The following is a 22,479-nucleotide window of genomic DNA, read 5'->3' as shown; positions in this document are numbered from 1 at the left end:
GCCGCGCCGGGCGTTTTTATTCCCGTCTGAAAAGTGCTTTTTTTCAATAGGTTACATATGAATTCCGATATTCCTCTTCAACTTCTGGGCGGCCTCACAGCACGCGAATTCCTGCGTGACTACTGGCAGAAAAAACCGCTGCTGATCCGTCAGGCGATTCCTGACTTCGAAAGCCCGATCGACGCCGACGAACTGGCCGGCCTGGCCCTGGAAGAAGAAGTCGAATCGCGCCTGGTCATCGAGCACGGCGAGCGCCCATGGGAATTGCGTCGCGGCCCGTTCGCCGAAGACGAGTTCAGCAAATTGCCAGAGAAAGAGTGGACGCTGCTGGTGCAGGCGGTTGACCAGTTCGTGCCGGAAGTCAGCGAACTGCTGGAAAATTTCCGCTTCCTGCCGAGCTGGCGCGTCGACGACGTGATGATCAGTTTCGCCGCACCAGGTGGCAGCGTCGGCCCGCATTTCGACAACTACGATGTTTTCCTGCTGCAGGGCCACGGCAAGCGCAACTGGAAAATCGGCCAGATGTGCGATTCCGAGAGCCCGCTGCTGCAACACGCCGACCTGCGCATCCTCGCTGAATTCCACGAAACCGAAGAATGGGTGCTGGAGCCGGGCGACATGCTCTACCTGCCGCCGCGCCTGGCCCATTGCGGCGTCGCGGTCGACAACTGCATGACCTACTCGGTCGGCTTCCGCGCGCCAAGCGCCGCTGAAGTGCTGACCCACTTCACCGACTTCCTCAGCCAGTTCCTGACCGACGAAGAGCGCTACACCGATGCCGACGCCAAGCCGGCGGTCGATCCGCACCAGATTCAACACGATGCGCTGGATCGTCTGAAAAGCCTGCTCGCCGAACACATGAGCGATGAGCGCCTGCTGCTGACCTGGTTCGGTCAATACATGACGGAGCCGCGCTACCCGGAACTGGTGGTCGGCCCGGAAGACGTCGAAGAAGAAGACTTCCTCGCCGCCCTGCAGGACGGCGCCGTGCTGATCCGCAACCCGAGCGCGCGCCTGGCCTGGTCGGAAGTCGACAACGATCTGCTGCTGTTCGCCAGTGGCCAGAGCCGCTACCTGCCGGGCAAGCTGCGCGAACTGTTGAAGCTGATCTGCGCCGCTGACGCCCTGCACGCCGATAACCTCGGCGAGTGGCTGAGCGACGAAGACGGCCGCAGCCTGCTCTGCGAACTGGTCAAGCAAGGAAGCCTGGGGTTCGCCGATGAATAAAATTCGCGTTCGTGTCGCAGACTGGCAGAAGGATATCGCCGAGATCCGGCGCATTCGTGAAACGGTGTTCATCGCCGAACAATCGGTGCCACCCGAGCTTGAGTGGGACGCCGATGACGCGACCGCCGTGCATTTTCTGGCGTTCGAAGGCGACTTCCCGATCGGCACGGCGCGGCTGTTGCCCGACGGGCACATCGGCCGCGTTTCAGTACTCAAAGACTGGCGCGGAATGAAGGTCGGTGACGCGCTGATGCAAGCGGTCATCGCCGAAGCTGAAGCACGCGGGCTGAAACAGCAGAAGCTCAGCGCTCAGGTGCAAGCCACGGCGTTCTACGAGCGCCTGGGTTTCAGCCTGGTCAGCGAGGAATTCCTCGAAGCCGGGATTCCGCATGTCGACATGGTTCGGCATTCGGCCTGAGCCCCGCCCTGATCGTTCCCACGCTCTGCGTGGGAATGCCTCTCGGGACGCTCCGCGTCCCTTGCGGCATGTGACGCAGAGCGTCACTGGCTGCATTCCCACGCAGAGCGTGGGAACGATCACGCCCCGCCATCCACCGATGCCGGGGCGTTTTGCTGTCTACGATTCAACTTGCCCCACCCCGGGCCGACAAACTGGCAATATCAAGCCTTTCGAACGCGGAGATAACGGACATGTCCCTACGCACCCTGCTCACCACCCTGCTGCTCGGCTGCAGTTTTTCGGTGCTGGCAGCCACAGAAATCGTCCCCCTCAAATACCACACCAGCGCTGACATGTTGCCAGTGGCGCAGGATTTCATCGGCCAGGACGGTCAGGTCAGCGCTTACGGCAATCAGCTGATCGTCAAGGCCGAGCCGGGCAAGATTCAGGAGTTGAAGGATCTGCTGGCGCAACTCGATACCGCACCGAAGCGCTTGCTGATCACCGTCGACACCAACGAAAACAACGGCCGTGGCGACGAAGGTTATGCGGTCAATGGCGCCCAGCCGAGCCAGACCCGGATCATCAGCCGCAGCACCACCAGCCGCAACGGCGGCGTTCAGCAAGTGCAGACCAGCGAAGGCACTCCGGCGCTGATTCAAGTTGGCCAGAGCGTGCCGATCACCAACACCCAGAGCGATTCCTACGGCGGTTACAGCAGCGAGACTCAATACCGCAACGTCACCCAGGGCTTCTATGTCACCGCCAGCGTCACCGGCGAAACCGTTCATCTGGCGATCAGTACCAACCGTGACCGCATGAGCCAGGAACGTCCCGATGTAGTGACCGTACAAAGCACCGACACAACCGTCACCGGGCGCCTCGGTGAGTGGATCACTCTGGCGGGCGTCAACAGCCAGACTCAGGCCGATAAACAGGGCCTGACCCGCAGCTACTCGACTCAAGGCCGGGATGACATGACCTTGCGGGTGAAAGTCGACACGCTGGACTAAAGCACCGAAAACTGACTGATTAGTCGTATTAGACGAAAGATGTAGTGCTTGAAAAAAAGCACTACAAAACGTTTGACGCGAAAAAAAAGCGAAGGCATGATGGCCTCGCTCCCGCTAATCAGAGGCCCTGGCAAGGGCCTTCGAAGCGCCGCTCGCACCTACCCCGCGAGCCGTTTCGTGTCTGTACCGCCCACAAGGTGTGTTTGACGAGGTTGCCGACTGGAACGAAGTTGTCCCGAGGGACGGAAGCGTATTTAGGTAACCCGGCTTCACGCTGTTGTCCGTATAAAGGCCCACGACGCCCGCATGCGCCCCGCAGTCCGCCACTACCTGCTCACTTCCCCTCGAGCCCATCGTTCATCCCGTCGCCTACCCCGCCGAATCCGACTTGACCACCTAAGCTTCTGGTCAGCGAGCGCAGGAATTTTCCACCGCAGAACAACTTTTCATAAAAGACGCGACGAGGTTTATCTCCATGGCACTGACACGCGAACAGCAAATTGCAGCCCTCGAAAAAGACTGGGCCGAGAACCCGCGCTGGAAAGGCGTGACTCGCACTTACTCCGCTGCCGACGTGGTCCGCCTGCGTGGCTCGGTTCAGCCAGAGCACACCTTCGCGAAGATGGGCGCCGAGAAGCTGTGGAACCTGGTCACCCAGGGTGCCAAGCCGTCCTTCCGTCCAGAGAAAGATTTCGTCAACTGCATGGGCGCCCTGACTGGCGGCCAGGCTGTTCAGCAGGTCAAGGCCGGTATCCAGGCGATCTACCTGTCCGGCTGGCAGGTGGCTGCGGACAACAACTCCGCAGAGTCCATGTACCCGGACCAGTCGCTGTACCCGGTGGACTCGGTGCCCACCGTGGTCAAGCGCATCAACAACTCGTTCCGTCGTGCTGACCAGATCCAGTGGAAGGCCGGCAAGAATCCGGGCGATGAAGGCTACATCGACTACTTCGCGCCAATCGTGGCCGACGCTGAAGCCGGTTTCGGCGGCGTACTCAACGCCTACGAGCTGATGAAGAGCATGATCGAAGCAGGCGCCGCCGGCGTTCACTTCGAAGACCAACTGGCTTCGGTGAAGAAATGCGGCCACATGGGCGGCAAGGTTCTGGTGCCAACCCAGGAAGCCGTGCAGAAGCTGACCGCTGCCCGTCTGGCCGCTGACGTTGCCGGCACGCCGACCATCATTCTGGCCCGCACCGACGCCAACGCGGCTGACCTGCTGACTTCCGACTGCGACCCGTACGATCAGCCATTCGTGACCGGCGAGCGTACTCAGGAAGGTTTCTACAAGGTACGTGCCGGCCTGGATCAAGCGATCGCCCGTGGCCTGGCTTACGCACCGTACGCCGACCTGATCTGGTGCGAAACCGCCAAACCGGATCTGGAAGAAGCCCGTCGCTTCGCTGAAGCGATCAAAAAGGAATACCCGGACCAGCTGCTGTCGTACAACTGCTCGCCTTCCTTCAACTGGAAGAAGAACCTGGACGACGCGACCATCGCCAAGTTCCAGCGCGAACTGTCCGCCATGGGCTACAAGCACCAGTTCATCACCCTGGCCGGCATTCACAACATGTGGCACAGCATGTTCAACCTGGCGCACGACTACGCCCGCAACGACATGACCGCCTACGTGAAGCTGCAAGAGCAGGAATTCGCTGACGCCGCCAAGGGCTACACCTTTGTTGCGCACCAGCAGGAAGTGGGCACTGGCTACTTCGACGACATGACCACCGTGATCCAGGGCGGCTCGTCCTCGGTGACCGCGCTGACCGGTTCGACCGAAGAAGAACAGTTCCACTGATTCGGCTACACCTGAGCAAACGGCCTTTGCGGGTCGGATAAAAAGCTAACCGCAGAGCCGCAAAACTGACGCCCCGACTGGATCGGGGCGTTTTTTTGCCTGTTGGAATCTCAAAGACACTACAAATCCCCTGTGGGAGCGAGCCTGCTCGCGAAGGCGATAAGTCAGCTTGCACATCTGGAGGCTGATCCTTCGCTTTCGCGAGCAGGCTCGCTCCCACAGGGCTACCGTCAGCCGCGAGACGAAACATTGATCTGAAGCGCTACAAGCGTCAGAAATTTCCGTTAAAACGGTAGGCTTCGCTACTTGCAGTAACGCGCAAGTAAGACAACTTCCCAGCCACTCACTCGTTAAACAGTTACAAAACCACGCCAAACGATATCAATTATCATTTAGCCGCAACTATGTTCGTTACAAACTCTACAAAACATAATTGATGGAAACCCGGCTAATGCCCGCAACGCATGGGCCGCAGCGCCTTCAGGAGGCGCTATGTCCTTAATCCGGTAAATAATTTCGCCTTTGGAATTTTACTTGCCGGGTGTTTAGCCATAAAATCAGCCCGATTGATTGCTGCGACATATCGTCACTGCCTTATTTCTTTATCAAGCTCAGAGACCTTTGCTCTCTGTTAAGGATTACCAGCATGCCCGAAGCGACAGGACTCATGGCCCACAACTGGGGCTTTGCCATTTTCCTTCTGGGTGTCGTCGGCCTGTGTGCCTTCATGCTTGGCGTCTCCAGCCTCCTCGGGTCAAAAGCCTGGGGTCGCAGCAAAAACGAACCGTTCGAGTCGGGCATGCTACCTACCGGTGGCGCCCGCTTGCGGCTCTCAGCCAAATTCTATCTGGTCGCGATGCTCTTCGTGATCTTCGATATCGAAGCCCTCTTTCTCTTTGCATGGTCTGTGTCCGTCCGCGAAAGCGGCTGGACCGGATTCGTCGAAGCTCTCGTTTTCATAGCAATTCTGTTGGCAGGTCTTGTCTACCTGTTCCGAGTGGGCGCCCTTGACTGGGCTCCGGAAGCTCGTCGCAAGCGGCAGGCGAAGCTGAAACAATGAGGCTTTGGCAATGCAATACAATCTCACCAGGATCGACCCCGATGCTCCTAACGAGCAGTATCCGATTGGCCAGCGGGAAACCGTTGCCGATCCGTTAGAAGATCAAGTCCACAAAAACATTTTCATGGGCAAGCTGGAAGACGTGCTGAGTGGCGCGGTCAACTGGGGACGTAAGAACTCCCTGTGGCCGTACAACTTCGGCCTGTCGTGCTGCTACGTGGAAATGACCACCGCCTTCACGGCGCCCCACGACATCGCGCGCTTTGGCGCCGAAGTGATCCGGGCCTCGCCGCGTCAGGCCGACTTCATGGTTATCGCCGGTACCTGCTTCATCAAGATGGCGCCGATCATCCAGCGTCTCTACGAGCAAATGCTCGAGCCGAAATGGGTTATCTCCATGGGTTCGTGCGCCAACTCCGGCGGCATGTACGACATCTACTCCGTGGTTCAAGGGGTGGACAAGTTCCTGCCCGTGGACGTCTACGTACCTGGCTGCCCGCCCCGTCCGGAAGCATTTCTGCAAGGCTTGATGCTGTTGCAGGAATCGATTGGACAGGAGCGTCGTCCGCTTTCCTGGGTCGTTGGTGATCAAGGCGTGTACCGCGCCGACATGCCATCGCAGAAGGAACAGCGCCGCGAACAGCGAATCGCAGTCACCAATCTGCGCAGCCCTGACGAAGTCTGATCCAGTTCTGTTCCAAGTAACGAGAAGCTGGCTTCATTCTTTACGTTGACCGAAAGCGAAAAAATAACCATGACTACAGGCAGTGCTCTGTACATCCCGCCTTACAAGGCAGACGACCAGGATGTGGTCGTCGAACTGAACAACCGTTTTGGCGCCGAAGCGTTCACCGCGCAGGCAACCCGCACCGGCATGCCGGTGCTGTGGGTGGCCCGTGCCAAACTGGTTGAAGTCCTGACTTTCCTGCGCAACCTGCCCAAGCCGTACGTCATGCTCTATGACCTGCACGGCGTGGACGAGCGTCTGCGCACCAAGCGTCAAGGGCTGCCGACCGGCGCCGATTTCACCGTGTTCTATCACCTCATGTCGCTGGAGCGTAATAGTGACGTGATGATCAAGGTGGCCTTGTCCGAAGGCGACCTCAGCATGCCTTCCGTTACCAGCATCTGGCCGAACGCCAACTGGTACGAGCGCGAAGTCTGGGACATGTTCGGCATCGACTTCAAAGGCCACCCGCACCTGTCGCGCATCATGATGCCGCCGACCTGGGAAGGTCACCCGCTGCGCAAGGACTTCCCGGCGCGCGCCACCGAATTCGACCCATACAGCCTCAACCTCGCCAAGCAGCAGCTGGAGGAAGAAGCCGCGCGTTTCCGTCCGGAAGACTGGGGCATGAAGCGTTCCGGTGCCAACGAGGACTACATGTTCCTCAACCTCGGCCCGAACCACCCTTCGGCGCACGGTGCGTTCCGCATCATCCTGCAGCTGGACGGCGAAGAGATCGTCGACTGCGTCCCGGACATCGGTTACCACCACCGTGGCGCCGAGAAGATGGGCGAGCGCCAGTCCTGGCACAGCTACATTCCGTACACCGACCGCATCGACTACCTCGGCGGCGTGATGAACAACCTGCCGTACGTGCTCTCGGTCGAGAAGCTGGCCGGCATCAAGGTGCCGCAGAAAGTCGACGTCATCCGCATCATGATGGCCGAGTTCTTCCGGATCACCAGTCACCTGCTGTTCCTGGGTACCTATATCCAGGACGTCGGCGCCATGACCCCGGTGTTCTTCACCTTCACCGACCGCCAGAAGGCGTACACGGTGATCGAGGCGATTACCGGTTTCCGTCTGCACCCGGCCTGGTACCGCATCGGCGGCGTCGCCCACGACCTGCCGCGCGGCTGGGAAAAACTGGTCAAGGATTTCGTCGAGTGGATGCCCAAGCGTCTGGACGAATACACCAAGGCCGCCCTGCAGAACAGCATCCTCAAGGGTCGTACCATCGGCGTTGCCGCCTACAACACCAAAGAGGCCCTGGAATGGGGCGTCACCGGTGCCGGCCTGCGTTCGACCGGTTGCGATTTCGACCTGCGCAAAGCGCGTCCGTACTCGGGCTACGAGAACTTCGAATTCGAAGTGCCGCTCGCCGTCAACGGCGATGCGTACGACCGCTGCATGGTTCGCGTCGAAGAGATGCGCCAGAGCATCAAGATCATCGATCAATGCATGCGCAACATGCCGGAAGGCCCGTACAAGGCGGATCACCCGCTGACCACGCCGCCGCCGAAAGAGCGCACGCTGCAGCACATCGAAACCCTGATCACGCACTTCCTGCAGGTTTCGTGGGGCCCGGTCATGCCGGCCAACGAATCCTTCCAGATGATCGAAGCGACCAAGGGCATCAACAGTTATTACCTGACGAGCGACGGCGGCACCATGAGCTACCGTACCCGGATCCGTACTCCGAGCTTCCCGCATCTGCAGCAGATCCCTTCGGTGATCAAAGGCAGCATGGTCGCGGACTTGATTGCGTACCTGGGTAGTATCGACTTCGTTATGGCCGACGTGGACCGCTAAGCATGAACAGCACGCTTATCCAGACAGACCGTTTCACCTTGAGTGAAACCGAGCGCTCGGCCATCGAGCACGAGCTGCATCACTACGAAGACCCGCGCGCAGCGTCGATCGAAGCCCTGAAGATCGTTCAGAAGGAACGTGGCTGGGTGCCGGACGGCGCCCTTTACGCGATCGGCGAAATCCTCGGCATCCCGGCCAGCGACGTTGAAGGCGTGGCGACGTTCTACAGCCAGATCTTCCGTCAACCGGTCGGCCGTCACATCATTCGCGTCTGCGACAGCATGGTCTGCTACATCGGCGGCCACGAGTCGGTGGTCAGCGAAATCCAGAACAATCTGGGCATCGGCCTGGGTCAGACCACCGCCGACGGTCGTTTCACCCTGCTGCCTGTCTGCTGCCTCGGCAACTGCGACAAGGCACCGGCGCTGATGATCGACGACGACACCTTTGGCGACGTGCAGCCTGCTGGCGTGGCCAAACTGCTCGAGGGCTACGTATGACCCTGACATCTTTTGGTCCAGCCAACCGCATCCAGCGTTCGGCCGAGACACACCCGCTGACCTGGCGTCTGCGTGATGACGGCGAAGCCGTGTGGCTCGACGAATACCAGGCCAAGAACGGTTACGCCGCTGCACGCAAAGCCTTCGCCGAGATGGATCAGGACGCGATCGTCCAGACCGTCAAAGACGCTGGCCTCAAGGGTCGCGGCGGCGCCGGCTTCCCCACTGGCGTGAAGTGGGGCCTGATGCCCAAGGACGAATCCATCAATATCCGCTACCTGCTGTGCAACGCGGATGAAATGGAGCCGAACACCTGGAAAGACCGCATGCTGATGGAGCAATTGCCCCATCTGCTGATCGAAGGCATGCTGATCAGTGCCCGCGCGCTGAAAACCTACCGTGGCTACATCTTCCTGCGCGGCGAATACACCACCGCCGCCAAGCACCTCAACCGTGCCGTGGAAGAAGCCAAGGCGGCCGGCCTGCTGGGCAAGAACATTCTCGGTTCGGGTTTCGATTTCGAGCTGTTCGTCCACACCGGCGCCGGGCGTTACATCTGCGGTGAAGAAACCGCACTGATCAACTCCCTTGAAGGCCGCCGCGCCAACCCGCGCTCCAAGCCGCCCTTCCCTGCCGCCGTCGGCGTGTGGGGCAAGCCGACCTGCGTAAACAACGTCGAAACCCTGTGCAACGTGCCGGCGATCATTGCCGACGGCGTTGACTGGTACAAATCGTTGGCCCGCGAAGGTTCCGAAGACATGGGCACCAAGCTCATGGGTTTCTCCGGCAAGGTCAAGAACCCGGGCCTGTGGGAACTGCCGTTCGGCGTCACCGGTCGTGAACTGTTCGAAGACTACGCCGGCGGCATGCGCGACGGCTTCAAGCTCAAGGCCTGGCAGCCAGGCGGCGCCGGTACCGGTTTCCTCCTGCCCGAGCACCTCGACGCACAAATGTATGCCGGCGGTATCGCCAAGGTCGGCACCCGGATGGGTACCGGTCTGGCGATGGCGGTGGATGACAGCGTCAACATGGTCTCGCTGCTGCGCAACATGGAGCAGTTCTTCGCTCGCGAATCCTGCGGTTTCTGCACCCCGTGCCGCGATGGTCTGCCATGGAGCGTCAAGCTCCTGATGGCCATCGAACAGGGCAAGGGCCAGCCGGGCGACATCGAGACCCTGCTGGGTCTGGTCGGTTTCCTCGGCCCGGGCAAGACCTTCTGTGCTCACGCACCGGGTGCCGTGGAGCCGCTGGGCAGCGCCATCAAATACTTCCGTCCAGAGTTCGAAGCCGGTATCGCGCCTGTCAGCGCCGCCGTCCCGCCTCTGGCAAGGCCGATCGTAGTCGGCGCGTAAACGCTTAAAAAGGCGAAGGGTCCGTGCCCTTCGCCTTTCGTCCGATGACGCCCTTCGGGGCTGTTTGGATTCGGACGCATAACAAGATTCCATTAGCCACGCCCGCTGACACCGGGCCAACGAAGACCTTTGAACCATGGCCACTATCCACGTAGACGGCAAAGCGCTCGAAGTCGACGGGGCAGACAACCTGTTACAGGCATGTCTGTCGCTGGGCCTCGACATTCCATATTTCTGCTGGCACCCCGCGCTTGGTAGCGTCGGGGCCTGCCGCCAGTGCGCGGTCAAGCAGTACACCGACGAGAACGACACCCGTGGTCGCATCGTCATGTCCTGCATGACCCCGGCCACCGACAACACCTGGATCTCCATCGACGATGAAGAATCCAAGGCGTTCCGCGCCAGCGTTGTCGAATGGCTGATGACCAACCACCCGCACGACTGCCCGGTGTGCGAGGAAGGCGGTCACTGCCACCTGCAAGACATGACAGTGATGACCGGCCACAACGAGCGCCGTTATCGCTTCAGCAAACGCACCCACCAGAACCAGCAACTGGGCCCGTTCATTTCCCACGAAATGAACCGCTGCATCGCTTGCTACCGCTGCGTGCGTTTCTATAAGGACTACGCCGGCGGCACCGACCTCGGTGTATTCGGCGCCCACGACAACGTGTACTTCGGTCGCGTTGAGGACGGCACCCTCGAAAGCGAGTTCTCCGGCAACCTTACCGAGGTCTGCCCGACCGGTGTGTTCACCGACAAGACTCACTCCGAGCGCTACAACCGCAAGTGGGACATGCAGTTCGCGCCGAGCATCTGCCATGGCTGCTCGAGCGGTTGCAACATTTCCCCGGGCGAGCGTTACGGTGAACTGCGTCGCATCGAAAACCGTTTCAACGGTTCGGTGAACCAGTATTTCCTCTGCGACCGTGGCCGTTTCGGTTATGGCTACGTCAACCGCACCGACCGTCCACGTCAGCCGCTGCTGGCCGATGGCACCAAGCTCGGCCTCGACGCTGCGCTGGATAAAGCCGCCGACCTGCTGCGCGGGCGCAACATCGTCGGCATCGGTTCGCCGCGTGCCAGCCTCGAAAGCAACTACGCGTTGCGCGAACTGGTTGGTGCCGAGCACTTCTATTCGGGTATCGAAGCCTCCGAACTGGAGCGCATTCGTCTGGTCCTGCAGGTGCTGAACGACAGCCCGCTGCCAGTGCCGAACATGCGCGACATCGAAGATCACGACGCGATCTTCGTCCTCGGCGAAGACCTGACCCAGACCGCTGCGCGTATGGCGCTGGCTCTGCGTCAGTCGGTCAAGGGCAAGGCTGAAGACATGGCCGAAGCCATGCGCGTCCAGCCTTGGCTCGACGCGGCGGTGAAGAACATCGGCCAGCACGCGCTGAACCCGCTGTTTATCGCCAGCCTCGCCGAAACCAAGCTCGACGACGTCGCTGAAGAATGCGTACACGCAGCTCCGGATGATCTGGCGCGCATCGGTTTCGCCGTGGCTCACGCGCTGGACGCCAGTGCCCCGGCCGTTGAAGGTCTGGACACCGAAGCCCTGGAACTGGCGCAGCGCATCGCCGATGCCCTGCTCGCCGCCAAGCGTCCGCTGATCATCGCCGGTACTTCGCTGGGCTCCAAAGCCTTGATCGAAGCTGCCGCGAACATCGCCAAAGCCCTGAAGCTGCGCGAGAAGAACGGTTCGATCAGCCTGATTGTGCCGGAAGCCAACAGCCTCGGTCTGGCCATGCTCGGTGGCGAATCGGTCGACGCCGCGCTGCAAGCGGTCATCGATGGCAAGGCCGACGCTATCGTCGTGCTGGAAAACGATCTGTACACCCGCACCGCCAAAGCCAAGGTCGATGCCGCACTGAACGCCGCTAAAGTGGTGATCGTCGCTGACCATCAGAAAACCGCCACCACCGATCGCGCGCACCTGGTACTGCCAGCGGCAAGCTTCGCAGAGGGCGACGGTACGCTGGTCAGCCAGGAAGGCCGCGCCCAGCGCTTCTTCCAGGTTTTCGATCCGCAATACATGGACGCGAGCATTCTGGTGCACGAAGGCTGGCGCTGGCTGCACGCCCTGCGCGCGACCCTGCTGAACCAGCCGATCGACTGGACGCAACTCGACCACGTCACCGCTGCCGTTGCTTCGAGCACCGCGCAACTGGCGCGCATCGTCGATGCAGCACCGTCGGCGGCGTTCCGCATCAAGGGTCTGAAACTGGCCCGTGAGCCGCTGCGTTATTCCGGTCGCACCGCCATGCGCGCCGACATCAGCGTTCACGAACCACGCACCCCGCAAGACCAGGACACCGCGTTCGCCTTCTCCATGGAAGGTTACTCGGGCTCCGCCGAACCGCGTCAGCAGGTGCCATTCGCATGGTCGCCGGGCTGGAACTCGCCACAAGCGTGGAACAAGTTCCAGGACGAAGTCGGTGGTCATCTGCGCGCTGGCGACCCGGGCACACGCCTGATCGAAAGCACCGGTGATTCGCTGAACTGGTTCGCCGCTGCGCCGCGTGCGTTCAACCCGGCGCCGGGTACCTGGCAAGCCGTGCCGTTCTTCCACCTGTTCGGCAGCGAAGAAAACTCTTCGAAAGCCGCCCCGGTACAGGAACGCATCCCGGCACCTTACGTCGCGCTGGCGAAATCCGAAGCGGATCGCCTCGGCGTCAACGACGGTGCCCTGCTGAGCCTGAACGTGGCCGGCCAGACCCTGCGTCTGCCGCTGCGCATCAATGAAGAACTGGGCGCCGGTCTGGTGGCATTGCCTGCGGGCATCGCCGGCATTCCACCGGCATTCGCCGGCGTGTCCGTCGACGGTCTGCAGGAGGCAGCGCAATGACCTGGTTCACCCCTGAAGTGATCGATGTGATCCTGACGGTCATCAAAGCCATCGTGATCCTGCTGGCCGTGGTGGTCGCAGGCGCCTTGCTCAGCTTTGTCGAACGTCGCCTGCTGGGCTGGTGGCAGGACCGTTACGGTCCGAACCGTGTTGGCCCGTTCGGCATGTTCCAGATCGCCGCCGACATGCTGAAGATGTTCTTCAAGGAAGACTGGACCCCGCCGTTCGCCGACAAGGTGATCTTCACCCTGGCGCCGGTGGTGGCCATGTCCGCCCTGCTGATCGCCTTCGCGATCATCCCGATCACCCCGACCTGGGGCGTGGCGGATCTGAACATCGGCCTGCTGTTCTTCTTCGCCATGGCCGGTCTGTCGGTCTACGCGGTGCTGTTCGCCGGCTGGTCGAGCAACAACAAGTTCGCCCTGCTCGGCAGCTTGCGTGCCTCGGCGCAGACCGTGTCCTACGAAGTGTTCATGGGCCTGGCCCTGATGGGCATCGTGGTCCAGGTCGGTTCGTTCAACATGCGCGACATCGTTGAGTACCAGGCGCAGAACCTGTGGTTCATCATTCCGCAGTTCTTCGGCTTCTGTACCTTCTTCATCGCTGGTGTCGCCGTGACTCACCGTCACCCGTTCGACCAGCCGGAAGCGGAACAGGAACTGGCCGACGGTTACCACATTGAATACGCCGGTATGAAATGGGGCATGTTCTTCGTCGGTGAATACATCGGCATCATCCTGATCTCGGCGCTGCTGGTCACCCTGTTCTTCGGTGGCTGGCATGGTCCGTTCGGCATCCTGCCGCAACTGTCCTTCGTCTGGTTCGCACTGAAGACCGCGTTCTTCATCATGCTGTTCATCCTGCTGCGCGCTTCCATCCCGCGTCCGCGTTATGACCAGGTGATGGACTTCAGCTGGAAATTCTGCCTGCCACTGACCCTGATCAATTTGCTGGTGACCGCTGCGGTTGTGTTGATGAACACGCCTGCGGTTGCGGTTCAGTGAGGATTTGACCCATGTTCAAATATATTGGCGACATCGTTAAGGGTACCGGTACCCAGTTGCGCAGCCTGGTCATGGTCTTCGGCCATGGCTTTCGCAAGCGCGACACCCTGCAATACCCCGAGGAGCAGGTCTACCTGCCGCCGCGTTACCGTGGCCGCATCGTCCTGACCCGCGACCCCGATGGCGAAGAACGCTGCGTAGCCTGCAACCTGTGCGCCGTGGCCTGCCCGGTGGGTTGCATCTCGCTGCAGAAAGCTGAAACCGAAGACGGTCGCTGGTATCCGGACTTCTTCCGGATCAACTTCTCGCGCTGCATTTTCTGCGGTCTCTGCGAGGAAGCCTGCCCGACTACCGCGATCCAGCTGACGCCGGATTTCGAGATGGCCGAGTTCAAACGTCAGGACCTGGTGTACGAGAAAGAAGATCTTTTGATCTCCGGCCCCGGCAAAAACCCTGATTACAACTTCTATCGTGTTGCAGGTATGGCAATCGCTGGCAAGCCGAAAGGCGCTGCGCAGAACGAAGCCGAACCGATCAACGTGAAGAGCTTGCTGCCTTAAGGAAGAACGATGGAATTCGCTTTCTATTTCGCATCGGGTATTGCTGTGGTGTCCACGCTGCGTGTGGTCACCAACACCAACCCCGTGCACGCCCTGCTCTACCTGATCATCTCGTTGATCGCCGTGGCCATGACCTTCTTCGCCCTCGGCGCGCCGTTCGCCGGTGTGCTGGAAGTGATCGCCTACGCCGGCGCCATCATGGTGCTGTTCGTGTTCGTGGTGATGATGCTCAACCTCGGTCCCGCCTCGGTGCAGCAGGAACGCACCTGGCTCAAGCCCGGCATCTGGGCAGGACCGGTGATTCTTGCCGCGCTGCTGCTGGCCGAACTGCTGTATGTGCTGTTCGCTCACCAGAGCGGTCAGGCCATCGGCCACACCACCGTAGACGCGAAAGCCGTGGGCATCAGCCTGTTCGGCCCGTACCTGCTGGTGGTCGAACTCGCCTCGATGCTGCTGCTCGCCGCAGCCGTCACGGCGTTCCATTTGGGCCGTAACGAGGCGAAGGAGTAAGACATGCCTGCTATCCCTCTCGAACATGGACTGGCCGTCGCCGGCATCCTGTTCTGCCTTGGTCTGGTCGGCCTGATGGTCCGCCGCAACATTTTGTTCGTGTTGATGAGTCTGGAAGTGATGATGAACGCCTCTGCCCTGGCCTTCATCGTCGCGGGCGCCCGCTGGGCGCAGCCGGATGGACAGATCATGTTCATCCTGGTGATCAGCCTTGCAGCGGCCGAGGCCAGTATTGGCCTGGCGATCCTGCTGCAACTGTATCGCCGCTTCCACACGCTCGATATCGACGCTGCCAGTGAGATGCGCGGATGAACCTACTCTTTCTGACTTTCGTATTCCCTCTGATCGGGTTCCTGTTGCTGTCGTTCTCGCGCGGCCGCTTCTCGGAAAACCTCTCGGCGCTGATCGGTGTCGGTTCGATCGGCCTGTCGGCTATCGTCACCGCTTACGTGATCTGGCAATTCAACGTCGCACCGCCGGAGGGTGGCGTATACACCCAGGTGCTGTGGCGCTGGATGTCGGTGGAAGGTTTCCAGCCGAACTTCGCGCTGTACCTGGATGGCCTCTCGGTGACCATGCTCGGTGTGGTCGTCGGCGTCGGCTTCCTGATCCACCTGTTCGCGTCCTGGTACATGCGTGGCGAAGACGGTTACTCGCGCTTCTTCTCGTACACCAACCTGTTCATCGCCAGCATGCTGTTCCTGATCCTCGGCGATAACCTGCTGTTCATCTACTTCGGTTGGGAAGGCGTGGGCCTGTGCTCGTACCTGTTGATCGGTTTCTACTACAGCAACCGCAACAACGGTAACGCGGCACTCAAGGCGTTCATCGTCACCCGCATCGGCGACGTGTTCATGGCCATCGGCCTGTTCATCCTGTTCCAGCAACTGGGCACGCTGAACGTCCAGGAACTGCTGGTACGTGCGCCGGAGCACTTCAAGGTTGGTGACTTCTGGATCGTTCTGGCAACCCTGATGCTGCTCGGTGGTGCTGTCGGTAAATCGGCGCAACTGCCGCTGCAAACCTGGCTCGCGGATGCGATGGCCGGCCCTACTCCGGTTTCGGCACTGATCCACGCCGCGACCATGGTCACCGCCGGTGTCTACCTGATCGCCCGTACCCATGGTCTGTTTGCCTTGGCGCCGGACATCCTGCACCTCGTCGGCATCGTCGGTGGCGTGACCCTGGTACTGGCCGGTTTCGCCGCGCTGGTACAGACCGACATCAAACGTATCCTCGCCTACTCGACCATGAGCCAGATCGGCTACATGTTCCTGGCGCTGGGCGTTGGCGCCTGGGAAGGCGCGATCTTCCACCTGATGACCCACGCCTTCTTCAAGGCCCTTCTGTTCCTTGCTTCCGGTGCGGTGATCGTTGCCTGCCACCACGAGCAGAACATCTTCAAGATGGGCGGTCTGTGGAAGAAACTGCCACTGGCCTACGCCAGCTTCATCGTCGGTGGTGCCGCGCTGGCCGCTCTGCCACTGGTTACCGCAGGCTTCTACTCCAAGGACGAAATCCTCTGGGAAGCGTTCGCCAGCGGTAACCAGGGTCTGCTTTACGCAGGTCTGGTCGGTGCGTTCATGACGTCGCTGTACACCTTCCGCCTGATCTTCATCGCGTTCCACGGTGAAGCCAAGACCGAAGCCCACGCCGGCCACGGCATTGCCCACTGGCTGCCTCTGTCGGTACTGATCGTGCTGTCGACTTTCGTCGGCGCGATGATCGTGCCACCGCTGCACGGCGTACTGCCGCAAAGCGTTGGCCATGCCGGTGGCGAAGCCAAGCACAGTCTGGAAATCGCCTCGGGCGCCATCGCCCTGGCCGGTATCCTGCTGGCAGCGCTGCTGTTCCTTGGCAAGCGTCGCTTCGTCACGGCGATCGCCAACAGCGGCATCGGCCGTTTCCTTTCGGCCTGGTGGTTCGCTGCCTGGGGCTTCGACTGGATCTACGACAAACTGTTCGTCAAGCCGTACCTTGCGATCAGCCATGTACTGCGCAAAGACCCGCTCGACCAGACCATCGGTCTGATCCCGCGTATGGCCAAGGGTGGTCACACTGCCCTGAGCCGCACCGAGACCGGTCAACTGCGTTGGTACGCCGCCTCGATGGCTGCTGGTGCCGTGCTGGTGATCGGCGCCATCGTGCTGGTAGCGGTCTGATATGAACCTTGCGAATTTGCGAAAGGAAACGAGCCCGTCATGATTCTGCCTTGGCTAATCCTGATCCCCTTCATCGGCGGCCTGCTGTGCTGGATGGGTGAGCGCTTCGGCGCTACCCTCCCGCGCTGGATTGCGCTGTTGACCATGACCCTGGAACTCGCGCTCGGCCTCTGGCTGTGGGCCCACGGTGACTATTCATTCGCACCGGCGCCGGGCGCCGATCCGACTTGGGCGCTTGAGTTCAAGCATGTCTGGATCCAGCGTTTCGGCATCAACGTGCACCTGGCCCTCGACGGCCTGTCGCTGTTGATGATCCTGCTGACCGGCCTGCTGGGTATCCTCTCGGTACTCTGCTCGTGGAAAGAGATTCAACGTCACGTTGGCTTCTTCCACCTCAACCTGATGTGGATCCTGGGCGGTGTGGTCGGCGTGTTCCTCGCCCTCGACCTGTTCATGTTCTTCTTCTTCTGGGAAATGATGCTGGTGCCGATGTACTTCCTCATCGCGCTCTGGGGTCACAGTTCTTCGGACGGCAAGAAAACCCGGATCTACGCGGCGACCAAGTTCTTCATCTTCACTCAGGCGTCCGGCCTGATCATGCTGGTGGCGATCCTCGGTCTGGTGCTGGTCAACTTCAACAATACCGGCGTTATCACCTTCAACTACGCCGACCTGTTGAAAACCAAGATGTCGATGACCACCGAGTACATTCTGATGCTCGGCTTCTTCATCGCCTTCGCGGTCAAGCTGCCCGTCGTACCGTTCCACTCCTGGCTGCCTGATGCTCACGCCCAGGCACCGACTGCCGGTTCCGTCGACCTCGCCGGTATCCTGCTGAAAACCGCGGCCTACGGTCTGCTGCGTTTCGCCCTGCCGCTGTTCCCGAACGCTTCGGCCGAGTTCGCGCCGATCGCCATGACCCTCGGTCTGATCGGGATCTTCTACGGCGCGTTCCTGGCGTTCGCACAAACCGACATCAAGCGTCTGATTGCCTTCTCTTCCGTTTCCCACATGGGCTTCGTGTTGATCGGTATCTACTCCGGCAGCCAACTGGCGCTGCAAGGCGCAGTGATCCAGATGCTGGCGCACGGTCTGTCGGCAGCGGCGCTGTTTATCCTCAGCGGTCAGTTGTACGAGCGTCTGCACACTCGTGACATGCGTGAGATGGGCGGTCTGTGGTCGCGTATCGCTTACCTGCCGGCGATCAGCCTGTTCTTCGCTGCGGCGTCGCTGGGCTTGCCGGGCACCGGTAACTTTGTCGGCGAATTCCTGATCCTGATCGGCTCCTTCGCCAGCGCTCCATGGGTCACGGCGATTGCCACGTCCGGTCTGGTGTTCGGTTCGGTCTACTCGCTGATCATGATCCACCGTGCCTACTTCGGCCCGTCGAAATCCGACGCGGTGTTGCACGGCATGGACGCGCGCGAACTGATCATGGTGCTCGGTCTGGCAGTATTGCTGATTTACCTCGGCGTCTACCCGCAACCGTTCCTCGACACCTCTGCCGCCACCATGCATGGCGTGCAGCAGTGGCTCGGCACCGCCTTCTCTCAACTCGCTTCGGCCCGGTAAGAGCGCTATGGAATTCACGATTCAACACTTTATTGCGCTTGCGCCACTGTTGATCACCAGCCTCACCATTATCGTGGTGATGCTGGCAATCGCCTGGCGCCGCAACCACTCGCAGACCTTCCTGATTTCGGTGGCGGGTCTGAACCTGGCCCTGCTGTCGATCCTGCCGGCTCTGAAAGTTGCGCCTCTGGCCGTAACTCCGTTGCTGCAGATCGATGCATTCGCCTGCCTGTACATGGCGATGATCCTGGTCGCCACCCTCGCCTGCGTCACCCTTGCCCACGCTTATCTGGGTGATGGCGGTTCGGGCTACCCGGGCAATCGCGAAGAACTGTATCTGCTGATCCTGATGGCCGCCGCCGGTGGTCTGGTCCTGGTCAGCGCGCAGCACCTGGCCGGGTTGTTCATCGGTCTGGAACTGCTCTCGGTACCGGTCTACGGTCTGGTGGCTTACGCCTTCTTCAACAAGCGTTCGCTGGAAGCCGGCATCAAGTACATGGTGCTGTCGGCCGCCGGTTCCGCGTTCCTGCTGTTCGGTATGGCGCTGCTCTACGCCGACGCCGGTTCGCTGAGCTTCGTCGGCATCGGTCAGGCCCTGGCCGCGACCGGCCTGCCAAGCCCGCTGGCGCAACTGGGCCTGGGCATGATGCTCATCGGTCTGGCGTTCAAGCTGTCGCTGGTACCGTTTCACCTGTGGACGCCGGACGTTTACGAAGGTGCTCCGGCACCGGTGGCGGCGTTCCTCGCTACCGCTTCGAAGGTCGCAGTGTTTGCGGTGATGGTGCGTCTGTTCCAGCTCTCCCCTGCCGCCAGCAGTGGCGTGCTGAGCGATGTGCTGAGCGTGATCGCGGTCGCCTCGATCCTGTTCGGTAACCTGCTGGCCCTGACCCAGAGCAACCTCAAGCGTCTGCTCGGTTACTCGTCGATTGCGCACTTCGGCTATCTGCTGATCGCGCTGGTGGCGAGCAAGGGTCTGGCGGTGGAAGCCATTGGCGTCTATCTGGTGACTTATGTCATCACCAGCCTCGGCGCGTTCGGCGTGATCACCCTGATGTCGTCGCCGTACAACGGCCGCGACGCTGACGCCCTGTACGAGTACCGCGGCCTGTTCTGGCGCCGTCCGTACCTGACCGCCGTACTCACCGTGATGATGCTGTCCCTGGCCGGCATCCCGCTGACCGCCGGCTTCATCGGCAAGTTCTACATCATCGCCAGCGGCGTCGAAACGCGTCAGTGGTGGCTGGTCGGCGCACTGGTACTGGGCAGCGCCATCGGCGTCTTCTACTACCTGCGCGTGATGGTCACCCTGTACCTGATCGAGCCTAACCTGCGTCGCCACGACGCCCAGCTGCACTGGGAACAGAAGGCAGGCGGCGTGATGCTGCTGGCCATCGCCCTGGTCGCATTCTTCCTGGGCGTGTACCCGCAGCCATTGCTGGTGCTGGTACAGCAGGCGGGTCTGGCGGGCTGATTGCTCGGCTGATCTGGCTGGAATGGAAACGGCACCTTCGGGTGCCGTTTTTTGTTTGTAGCAGAAGTCGATATCGCCGGCGTTTATGCAAGCGTCATCGCGGGCAAGCCCGCTCCCACAGGTGTGTGTGTGTCGCTCATAGCATCCGGGTGCATCGCACACCCAGCAGGAGTGAGCCTGCTCGCGATGGCGTCCTACAAGTCGATGGATATGCTAACCGACCCACCGCTTTCGCGAGCAGGCTCGCTCCCACAGGGATCTCGGGTGCCACCAATTTTGAGTAGCACCGCTCCAATGTGGGAGTGAGCCTGCTCGCGAAAGCGGCAGATCCGGCAGCAAAAAAAACGGCACCTTCCGGTGCCGTTCGCTTCTCACATTTCCAACATCATTTGCGCGCATCCGCCCAGGATTTCAGCAGTTCGCTATAGCTCACGGTTTCACCCTTCGGCTTCTCGTTGGCCAGTTTCGGCTTCGGTGCGCCCGGTTGATCGAACCAGTATTGCGCATCGCGTTCCGGGTTCATCTTCGGTGCGCAAGTGGCCTGGGCCTTGGAGCGTTCGAGGCGTTCCATGATGCGGTCCTGATCCTTGGCCAGGCCATCGAGCGCTTGTTGCGGTGTTTTCTCGCCGCTGGCGGCTTCGGCGATATGGCTCCACCACAGCTGAGCGAGACGTGGATAGTCCGGCACGTTGGTACCGGTCGGCGACCATTGCACGCGGGCCGGGCTGCGATAGAACTCGACCAGACCACCGAGTTTCGGCGCCAGATCGGTCATGGCCTGCGAGTTGATGTCCGACTCGCGAATAGGTGTCAGACCGACGATGGTTTTCTTCAGCGAAACAGTTTTCGACGTAACGAACTGCGCGTACAGCCACGCCGCGAGTTTCTGTTTCTCAGGCGTGGATTTCATGAACGTCCACGATCCCACATCCTGATAGCCGAGCTTCATGCCCTCTTCCCAATACGGGCCTTTAGGCGACGGCGCCATGCGCCATTTCGGCGTGCCGTCGGCGTTGACCACCGGTAGGCCGGGTTTGGTCATGTCGGCGGTGAACGCGGTGTACCAGAAGATCTGCTGGGCGATGTTGCCCTGCGACGGCACCGGGCCGGACTCGGAGAAAGTCATGCCGGCCGCTTCCGGTGGCGCATATTTCTTCAGCCAGTCGACGTATTTGGTGGTGGCAAACACCGCCGCCGGGCCGTTGGTGTCGCCGCCGCGGGTCACGCTGGAGCCGACCGGATGACAGTCTTCGACGCGGATGCCCCACTCGTCCACCGGCAAGCCGTTGGGCAGTCCCTTGTCGCCGCCACCGGCCATGGAGAACCAGGCATCGGTGAAACGCCAGCCCAGCGACGGGTCTTTCTTGCCGTAATCCATGTGGCCGTAGACGCGTTTGCCGTCGATTTCCTTGACGTCTTCGCTGAAGAATTTGGCAATGTCTTCATAGGCCGACCAGTTCACCGGCACGCCTAATTCGTAGCCGTATTTTTCCTTGAACTTGGCTTTCAGATCGGCGCGTTCGAACCAGTCGGCGCGGAACCAGTACAGGTTGGCGAATTGCTGGTCGGGTAGTTGATAGATCTTGCCGTCCGGCGCGGTGGTGAAGGAAATGCCGATGAAGTCCTTGATGTCGAGAGTTGGCGAGGTGAAATTCTTGCCTTCGTTGGCCATCAGGTCGGTGATCGATTCGGTCTTGCCGTAGCGAAAGTGCGTGCCGATCAGGTCGGAGTCGTTGACCCAGCCGTCGTAGATGTTCTTGTCCGACTGCATCACCGTCTGCATTTTCTCGACCACGTCGCCTTCCTGCAGCAGGTCGTGGGTGAGTTTGATCCCGGTGATTTCGCTGAAGGCCTTGGCTAGCACCTTGGACTCGTATTCGTGAGTGGTCAGGGTTTCGGAAACGACCTTGATGTCCATGCCGCGAAACGGCTCGGCGGCCTTGATGAACCACTTCAATTCTTCGAGCTGCTGTTCGGCCGTCAGGGTCGAGGGCTTGAACTCGCTGCCGATCCATTTTTTTGCAGCATCTTCGTAGGCGTCGGCCCAGGCAGATGCGCTCAGACCGCTGAGTGCCAGCATGGCTGCCAATGAAATGCTATGTCGCAGCTTATTGTTTTTATCGAACATAGAGACCTCCTGTTTAAGTTGTGGAGCCGCGTTGCCGAACGATTCGACTAGCCCCAACGCATCACAGCCAACAGCCACACCAGGGACAACGCGGACGCCACCCAGATGCTCCAGTCGGTGACGCCGATTACCAGCAAATGCAGGTAGGCGCTGCCGAGAAGACCGATAAACAAGCGATCGCCACGGGTGGTGGCAATCGGCAGAAACCCGCGCCGCAGAATGCTCGGCGAGCGCAATTCCCAGGTGGTCATGCCCACCAGAATCAGACCGATGCCGATGAAGAACGCGGCGGTCGGTGTCGTCCAGCTCATCCATTCCATCATCAGCTC

General features: G+C 60.7%; 19 protein-coding genes. 17 read left to right on the top strand and 2 right to left on the bottom strand.

The window, feature by feature from the left end; translation table 11 throughout:
- Positions 1-57: 57 nt before the first annotated feature.
- From JWU58_RS10650 to nuoN, 17 genes are all read left to right on the top strand, one after another.
- Complete coding sequence (locus tag JWU58_RS10650; protein WP_122880204.1) at positions 58-1,227, top strand: ribosomal protein uL16 3-hydroxylase; 1,170 nt, start codon at positions 58-60, stop codon at positions 1,225-1,227.
- Positions 1,220-1,645, top strand: a complete 426-nt coding sequence (locus tag JWU58_RS10645; protein ID WP_016775275.1) for a GNAT family N-acetyltransferase — start codon at positions 1,220-1,222, stop codon at positions 1,643-1,645. Before JWU58_RS10650 ends, JWU58_RS10645 begins: the two co-directional genes overlap by 8 nt.
- A 233-nt stretch (positions 1,646-1,878) precedes the next feature.
- Positions 1,879-2,640 (top strand): secretin N-terminal domain-containing protein, encoded by a 762-nt coding sequence (locus tag JWU58_RS10640; RefSeq protein WP_206421887.1) that lies wholly within the window; start codon positions 1,879-1,881, stop codon positions 2,638-2,640.
- 475 nt (positions 2,641-3,115) lie between these two features.
- Positions 3,116-4,441 carry an isocitrate lyase gene (gene aceA / locus JWU58_RS10635; RefSeq protein WP_003223815.1) on the top strand — a complete coding sequence of 442 codons (1,326 nt, stop codon included), beginning with the start codon at positions 3,116-3,118 and terminating at the stop codon, positions 4,439-4,441.
- A 646-nt stretch (positions 4,442-5,087) separates the two neighbouring features.
- Complete coding sequence (locus tag JWU58_RS10630; protein ID WP_003223812.1) at positions 5,088-5,501, top strand: NADH-quinone oxidoreductase subunit A; 414 nt, start codon at positions 5,088-5,090, stop codon at positions 5,499-5,501.
- A gap of 10 nt (positions 5,502-5,511) precedes the next feature.
- On the top strand, positions 5,512-6,186 hold the full coding sequence (locus tag JWU58_RS10625) for a NuoB/complex I 20 kDa subunit family protein (protein ID WP_016775278.1): 675 nt from the start codon (positions 5,512-5,514) through the stop codon (positions 6,184-6,186).
- A 69-nt stretch (positions 6,187-6,255) separates the two neighbouring features.
- Positions 6,256-8,040 carry an NADH-quinone oxidoreductase subunit C/D gene (gene nuoC, locus JWU58_RS10620; RefSeq protein WP_122612132.1) on the top strand — a complete coding sequence of 595 codons (1,785 nt, stop codon included), beginning with the start codon at positions 6,256-6,258 and terminating at the stop codon, positions 8,038-8,040.
- A 2-nt stretch (positions 8,041-8,042) separates the two neighbouring features.
- Complete coding sequence (nuoE, locus tag JWU58_RS10615; protein ID WP_003223804.1) at positions 8,043-8,540, top strand: NADH-quinone oxidoreductase subunit NuoE; 498 nt, start codon at positions 8,043-8,045, stop codon at positions 8,538-8,540.
- Positions 8,537-9,892 (top strand): NADH-quinone oxidoreductase subunit NuoF, encoded by a 1,356-nt coding sequence (gene nuoF, locus JWU58_RS10610; protein WP_024013417.1) that lies wholly within the window; start codon positions 8,537-8,539, stop codon positions 9,890-9,892. Before nuoE ends, nuoF begins: the two co-directional genes overlap by 4 nt.
- Positions 9,893-10,028: 136 nt before the next feature.
- A complete protein-coding gene (gene nuoG, locus JWU58_RS10605) occupies positions 10,029-12,743 on the top strand; it encodes an NADH-quinone oxidoreductase subunit NuoG (protein WP_123442122.1) in 2,715 nt (904 codons plus the stop codon).
- Entirely contained in the window at positions 12,740-13,747 is a 1,008-nt protein-coding gene (gene nuoH / locus JWU58_RS10600; RefSeq protein ID WP_016775282.1) for an NADH-quinone oxidoreductase subunit NuoH, read from the top strand. Before nuoG ends, nuoH begins: the two co-directional genes overlap by 4 nt.
- An 11-nt stretch (positions 13,748-13,758) precedes the next feature.
- On the top strand, positions 13,759-14,307 hold the full coding sequence (nuoI, locus tag JWU58_RS10595; protein WP_016775283.1) for an NADH-quinone oxidoreductase subunit NuoI: 549 nt from the start codon (positions 13,759-13,761) through the stop codon (positions 14,305-14,307).
- Between the two features lie 9 nt (positions 14,308-14,316).
- Entirely contained in the window at positions 14,317-14,817 is a 501-nt protein-coding gene (gene nuoJ / locus JWU58_RS10590; protein ID WP_007951462.1) for an NADH-quinone oxidoreductase subunit J, read from the top strand.
- A 3-nt stretch (positions 14,818-14,820) separates the two neighbouring features.
- A complete protein-coding gene (gene nuoK / locus JWU58_RS10585; protein ID WP_003180046.1) occupies positions 14,821-15,129 on the top strand; it encodes an NADH-quinone oxidoreductase subunit NuoK in 309 nt (102 codons plus the stop codon).
- On the top strand, positions 15,126-16,979 hold the full coding sequence (gene nuoL / locus JWU58_RS10580; RefSeq protein WP_024013419.1) for an NADH-quinone oxidoreductase subunit L: 1,854 nt from the start codon (positions 15,126-15,128) through the stop codon (positions 16,977-16,979). The genes nuoK and nuoL overlap by 4 nt, the downstream gene beginning before the upstream one ends.
- A gap of 39 nt (positions 16,980-17,018) precedes the next feature.
- A complete protein-coding gene (gene nuoM, locus JWU58_RS10575) occupies positions 17,019-18,551 on the top strand; it encodes an NADH-quinone oxidoreductase subunit M (RefSeq protein WP_016775285.1) in 1,533 nt (510 codons plus the stop codon).
- A gap of 7 nt (positions 18,552-18,558) precedes the next feature.
- Entirely contained in the window at positions 18,559-20,022 is a 1,464-nt protein-coding gene (gene nuoN, locus JWU58_RS10570; RefSeq protein ID WP_024013420.1) for an NADH-quinone oxidoreductase subunit NuoN, read from the top strand.
- 385 nt (positions 20,023-20,407) lie between these two features.
- Here the strand turns inward: nuoN and JWU58_RS10565 are convergent, their stop codons facing one another.
- Together JWU58_RS10565 and JWU58_RS10560 are read right to left on the bottom strand one after the other, a co-directional pair.
- Entirely contained in the window at positions 20,408-22,150 is a 1,743-nt protein-coding gene (locus JWU58_RS10565; RefSeq protein ID WP_016775286.1) for an ABC transporter substrate-binding protein, read from the bottom strand.
- 47 nt (positions 22,151-22,197) lie between these two features.
- Entirely contained in the window at positions 22,198-22,470 is a 273-nt protein-coding gene (locus JWU58_RS10560; protein ID WP_038861868.1) for a DUF2160 domain-containing protein, read from the bottom strand.
- Positions 22,471-22,479: the final 9 nt, after the last annotated feature.

It is taken from the genome of Pseudomonas atacamensis (assembly GCF_017167965.1).
GTDB classification, from domain to species: domain Bacteria; phylum Pseudomonadota; class Gammaproteobacteria; order Pseudomonadales; family Pseudomonadaceae; genus Aquipseudomonas; species Aquipseudomonas atacamensis.
The sequence above is the reverse complement of the archived record's forward strand: the minus strand, read 5'-3'. Positions and strand labels throughout refer to the sequence as shown.

Coding starts and splice junctions, on each gene's coding strand:
- JWU58_RS10650 (WP_122880204.1), top strand. CDS start 58: ATGAATTCCGATATTCCTCTTCAACTTCTGGGCGGCCTCACAGCACGC.
- JWU58_RS10645 (WP_016775275.1), top strand. CDS start 1,220: ATGAATAAAATTCGCGTTCGTGTCGCAGACTGGCAGAAGGATATCGCC.
- JWU58_RS10640 (WP_206421887.1), top strand. CDS start 1,879: ATGTCCCTACGCACCCTGCTCACCACCCTGCTGCTCGGCTGCAGTTTT.
- aceA (WP_003223815.1), top strand. CDS start 3,116: ATGGCACTGACACGCGAACAGCAAATTGCAGCCCTCGAAAAAGACTGG.
- JWU58_RS10630 (WP_003223812.1), top strand. CDS start 5,088: ATGCCCGAAGCGACAGGACTCATGGCCCACAACTGGGGCTTTGCCATT.
- JWU58_RS10625 (WP_016775278.1), top strand. CDS start 5,512: ATGCAATACAATCTCACCAGGATCGACCCCGATGCTCCTAACGAGCAG.
- nuoC (WP_122612132.1), top strand. CDS start 6,256: ATGACTACAGGCAGTGCTCTGTACATCCCGCCTTACAAGGCAGACGAC.
- nuoE (WP_003223804.1), top strand. CDS start 8,043: ATGAACAGCACGCTTATCCAGACAGACCGTTTCACCTTGAGTGAAACC.
- nuoF (WP_024013417.1), top strand. CDS start 8,537: ATGACCCTGACATCTTTTGGTCCAGCCAACCGCATCCAGCGTTCGGCC.
- nuoG (WP_123442122.1), top strand. CDS start 10,029: ATGGCCACTATCCACGTAGACGGCAAAGCGCTCGAAGTCGACGGGGCA.
- nuoH (WP_016775282.1), top strand. CDS start 12,740: ATGACCTGGTTCACCCCTGAAGTGATCGATGTGATCCTGACGGTCATC.
- nuoI (WP_016775283.1), top strand. CDS start 13,759: ATGTTCAAATATATTGGCGACATCGTTAAGGGTACCGGTACCCAGTTG.
- nuoJ (WP_007951462.1), top strand. CDS start 14,317: ATGGAATTCGCTTTCTATTTCGCATCGGGTATTGCTGTGGTGTCCACG.
- nuoK (WP_003180046.1), top strand. CDS start 14,821: ATGCCTGCTATCCCTCTCGAACATGGACTGGCCGTCGCCGGCATCCTG.
- nuoL (WP_024013419.1), top strand. CDS start 15,126: ATGAACCTACTCTTTCTGACTTTCGTATTCCCTCTGATCGGGTTCCTG.
- nuoM (WP_016775285.1), top strand. CDS start 17,019: ATGATTCTGCCTTGGCTAATCCTGATCCCCTTCATCGGCGGCCTGCTG.
- nuoN (WP_024013420.1), top strand. CDS start 18,559: ATGGAATTCACGATTCAACACTTTATTGCGCTTGCGCCACTGTTGATC.
- JWU58_RS10565 (WP_016775286.1), bottom strand. CDS start 22,150: ATGTTCGATAAAAACAATAAGCTGCGACATAGCATTTCATTGGCAGCC.
- JWU58_RS10560 (WP_038861868.1), bottom strand. CDS start 22,470: ATGGAATGGATGAGCTGGACGACACCGACCGCCGCGTTCTTCATCGGC.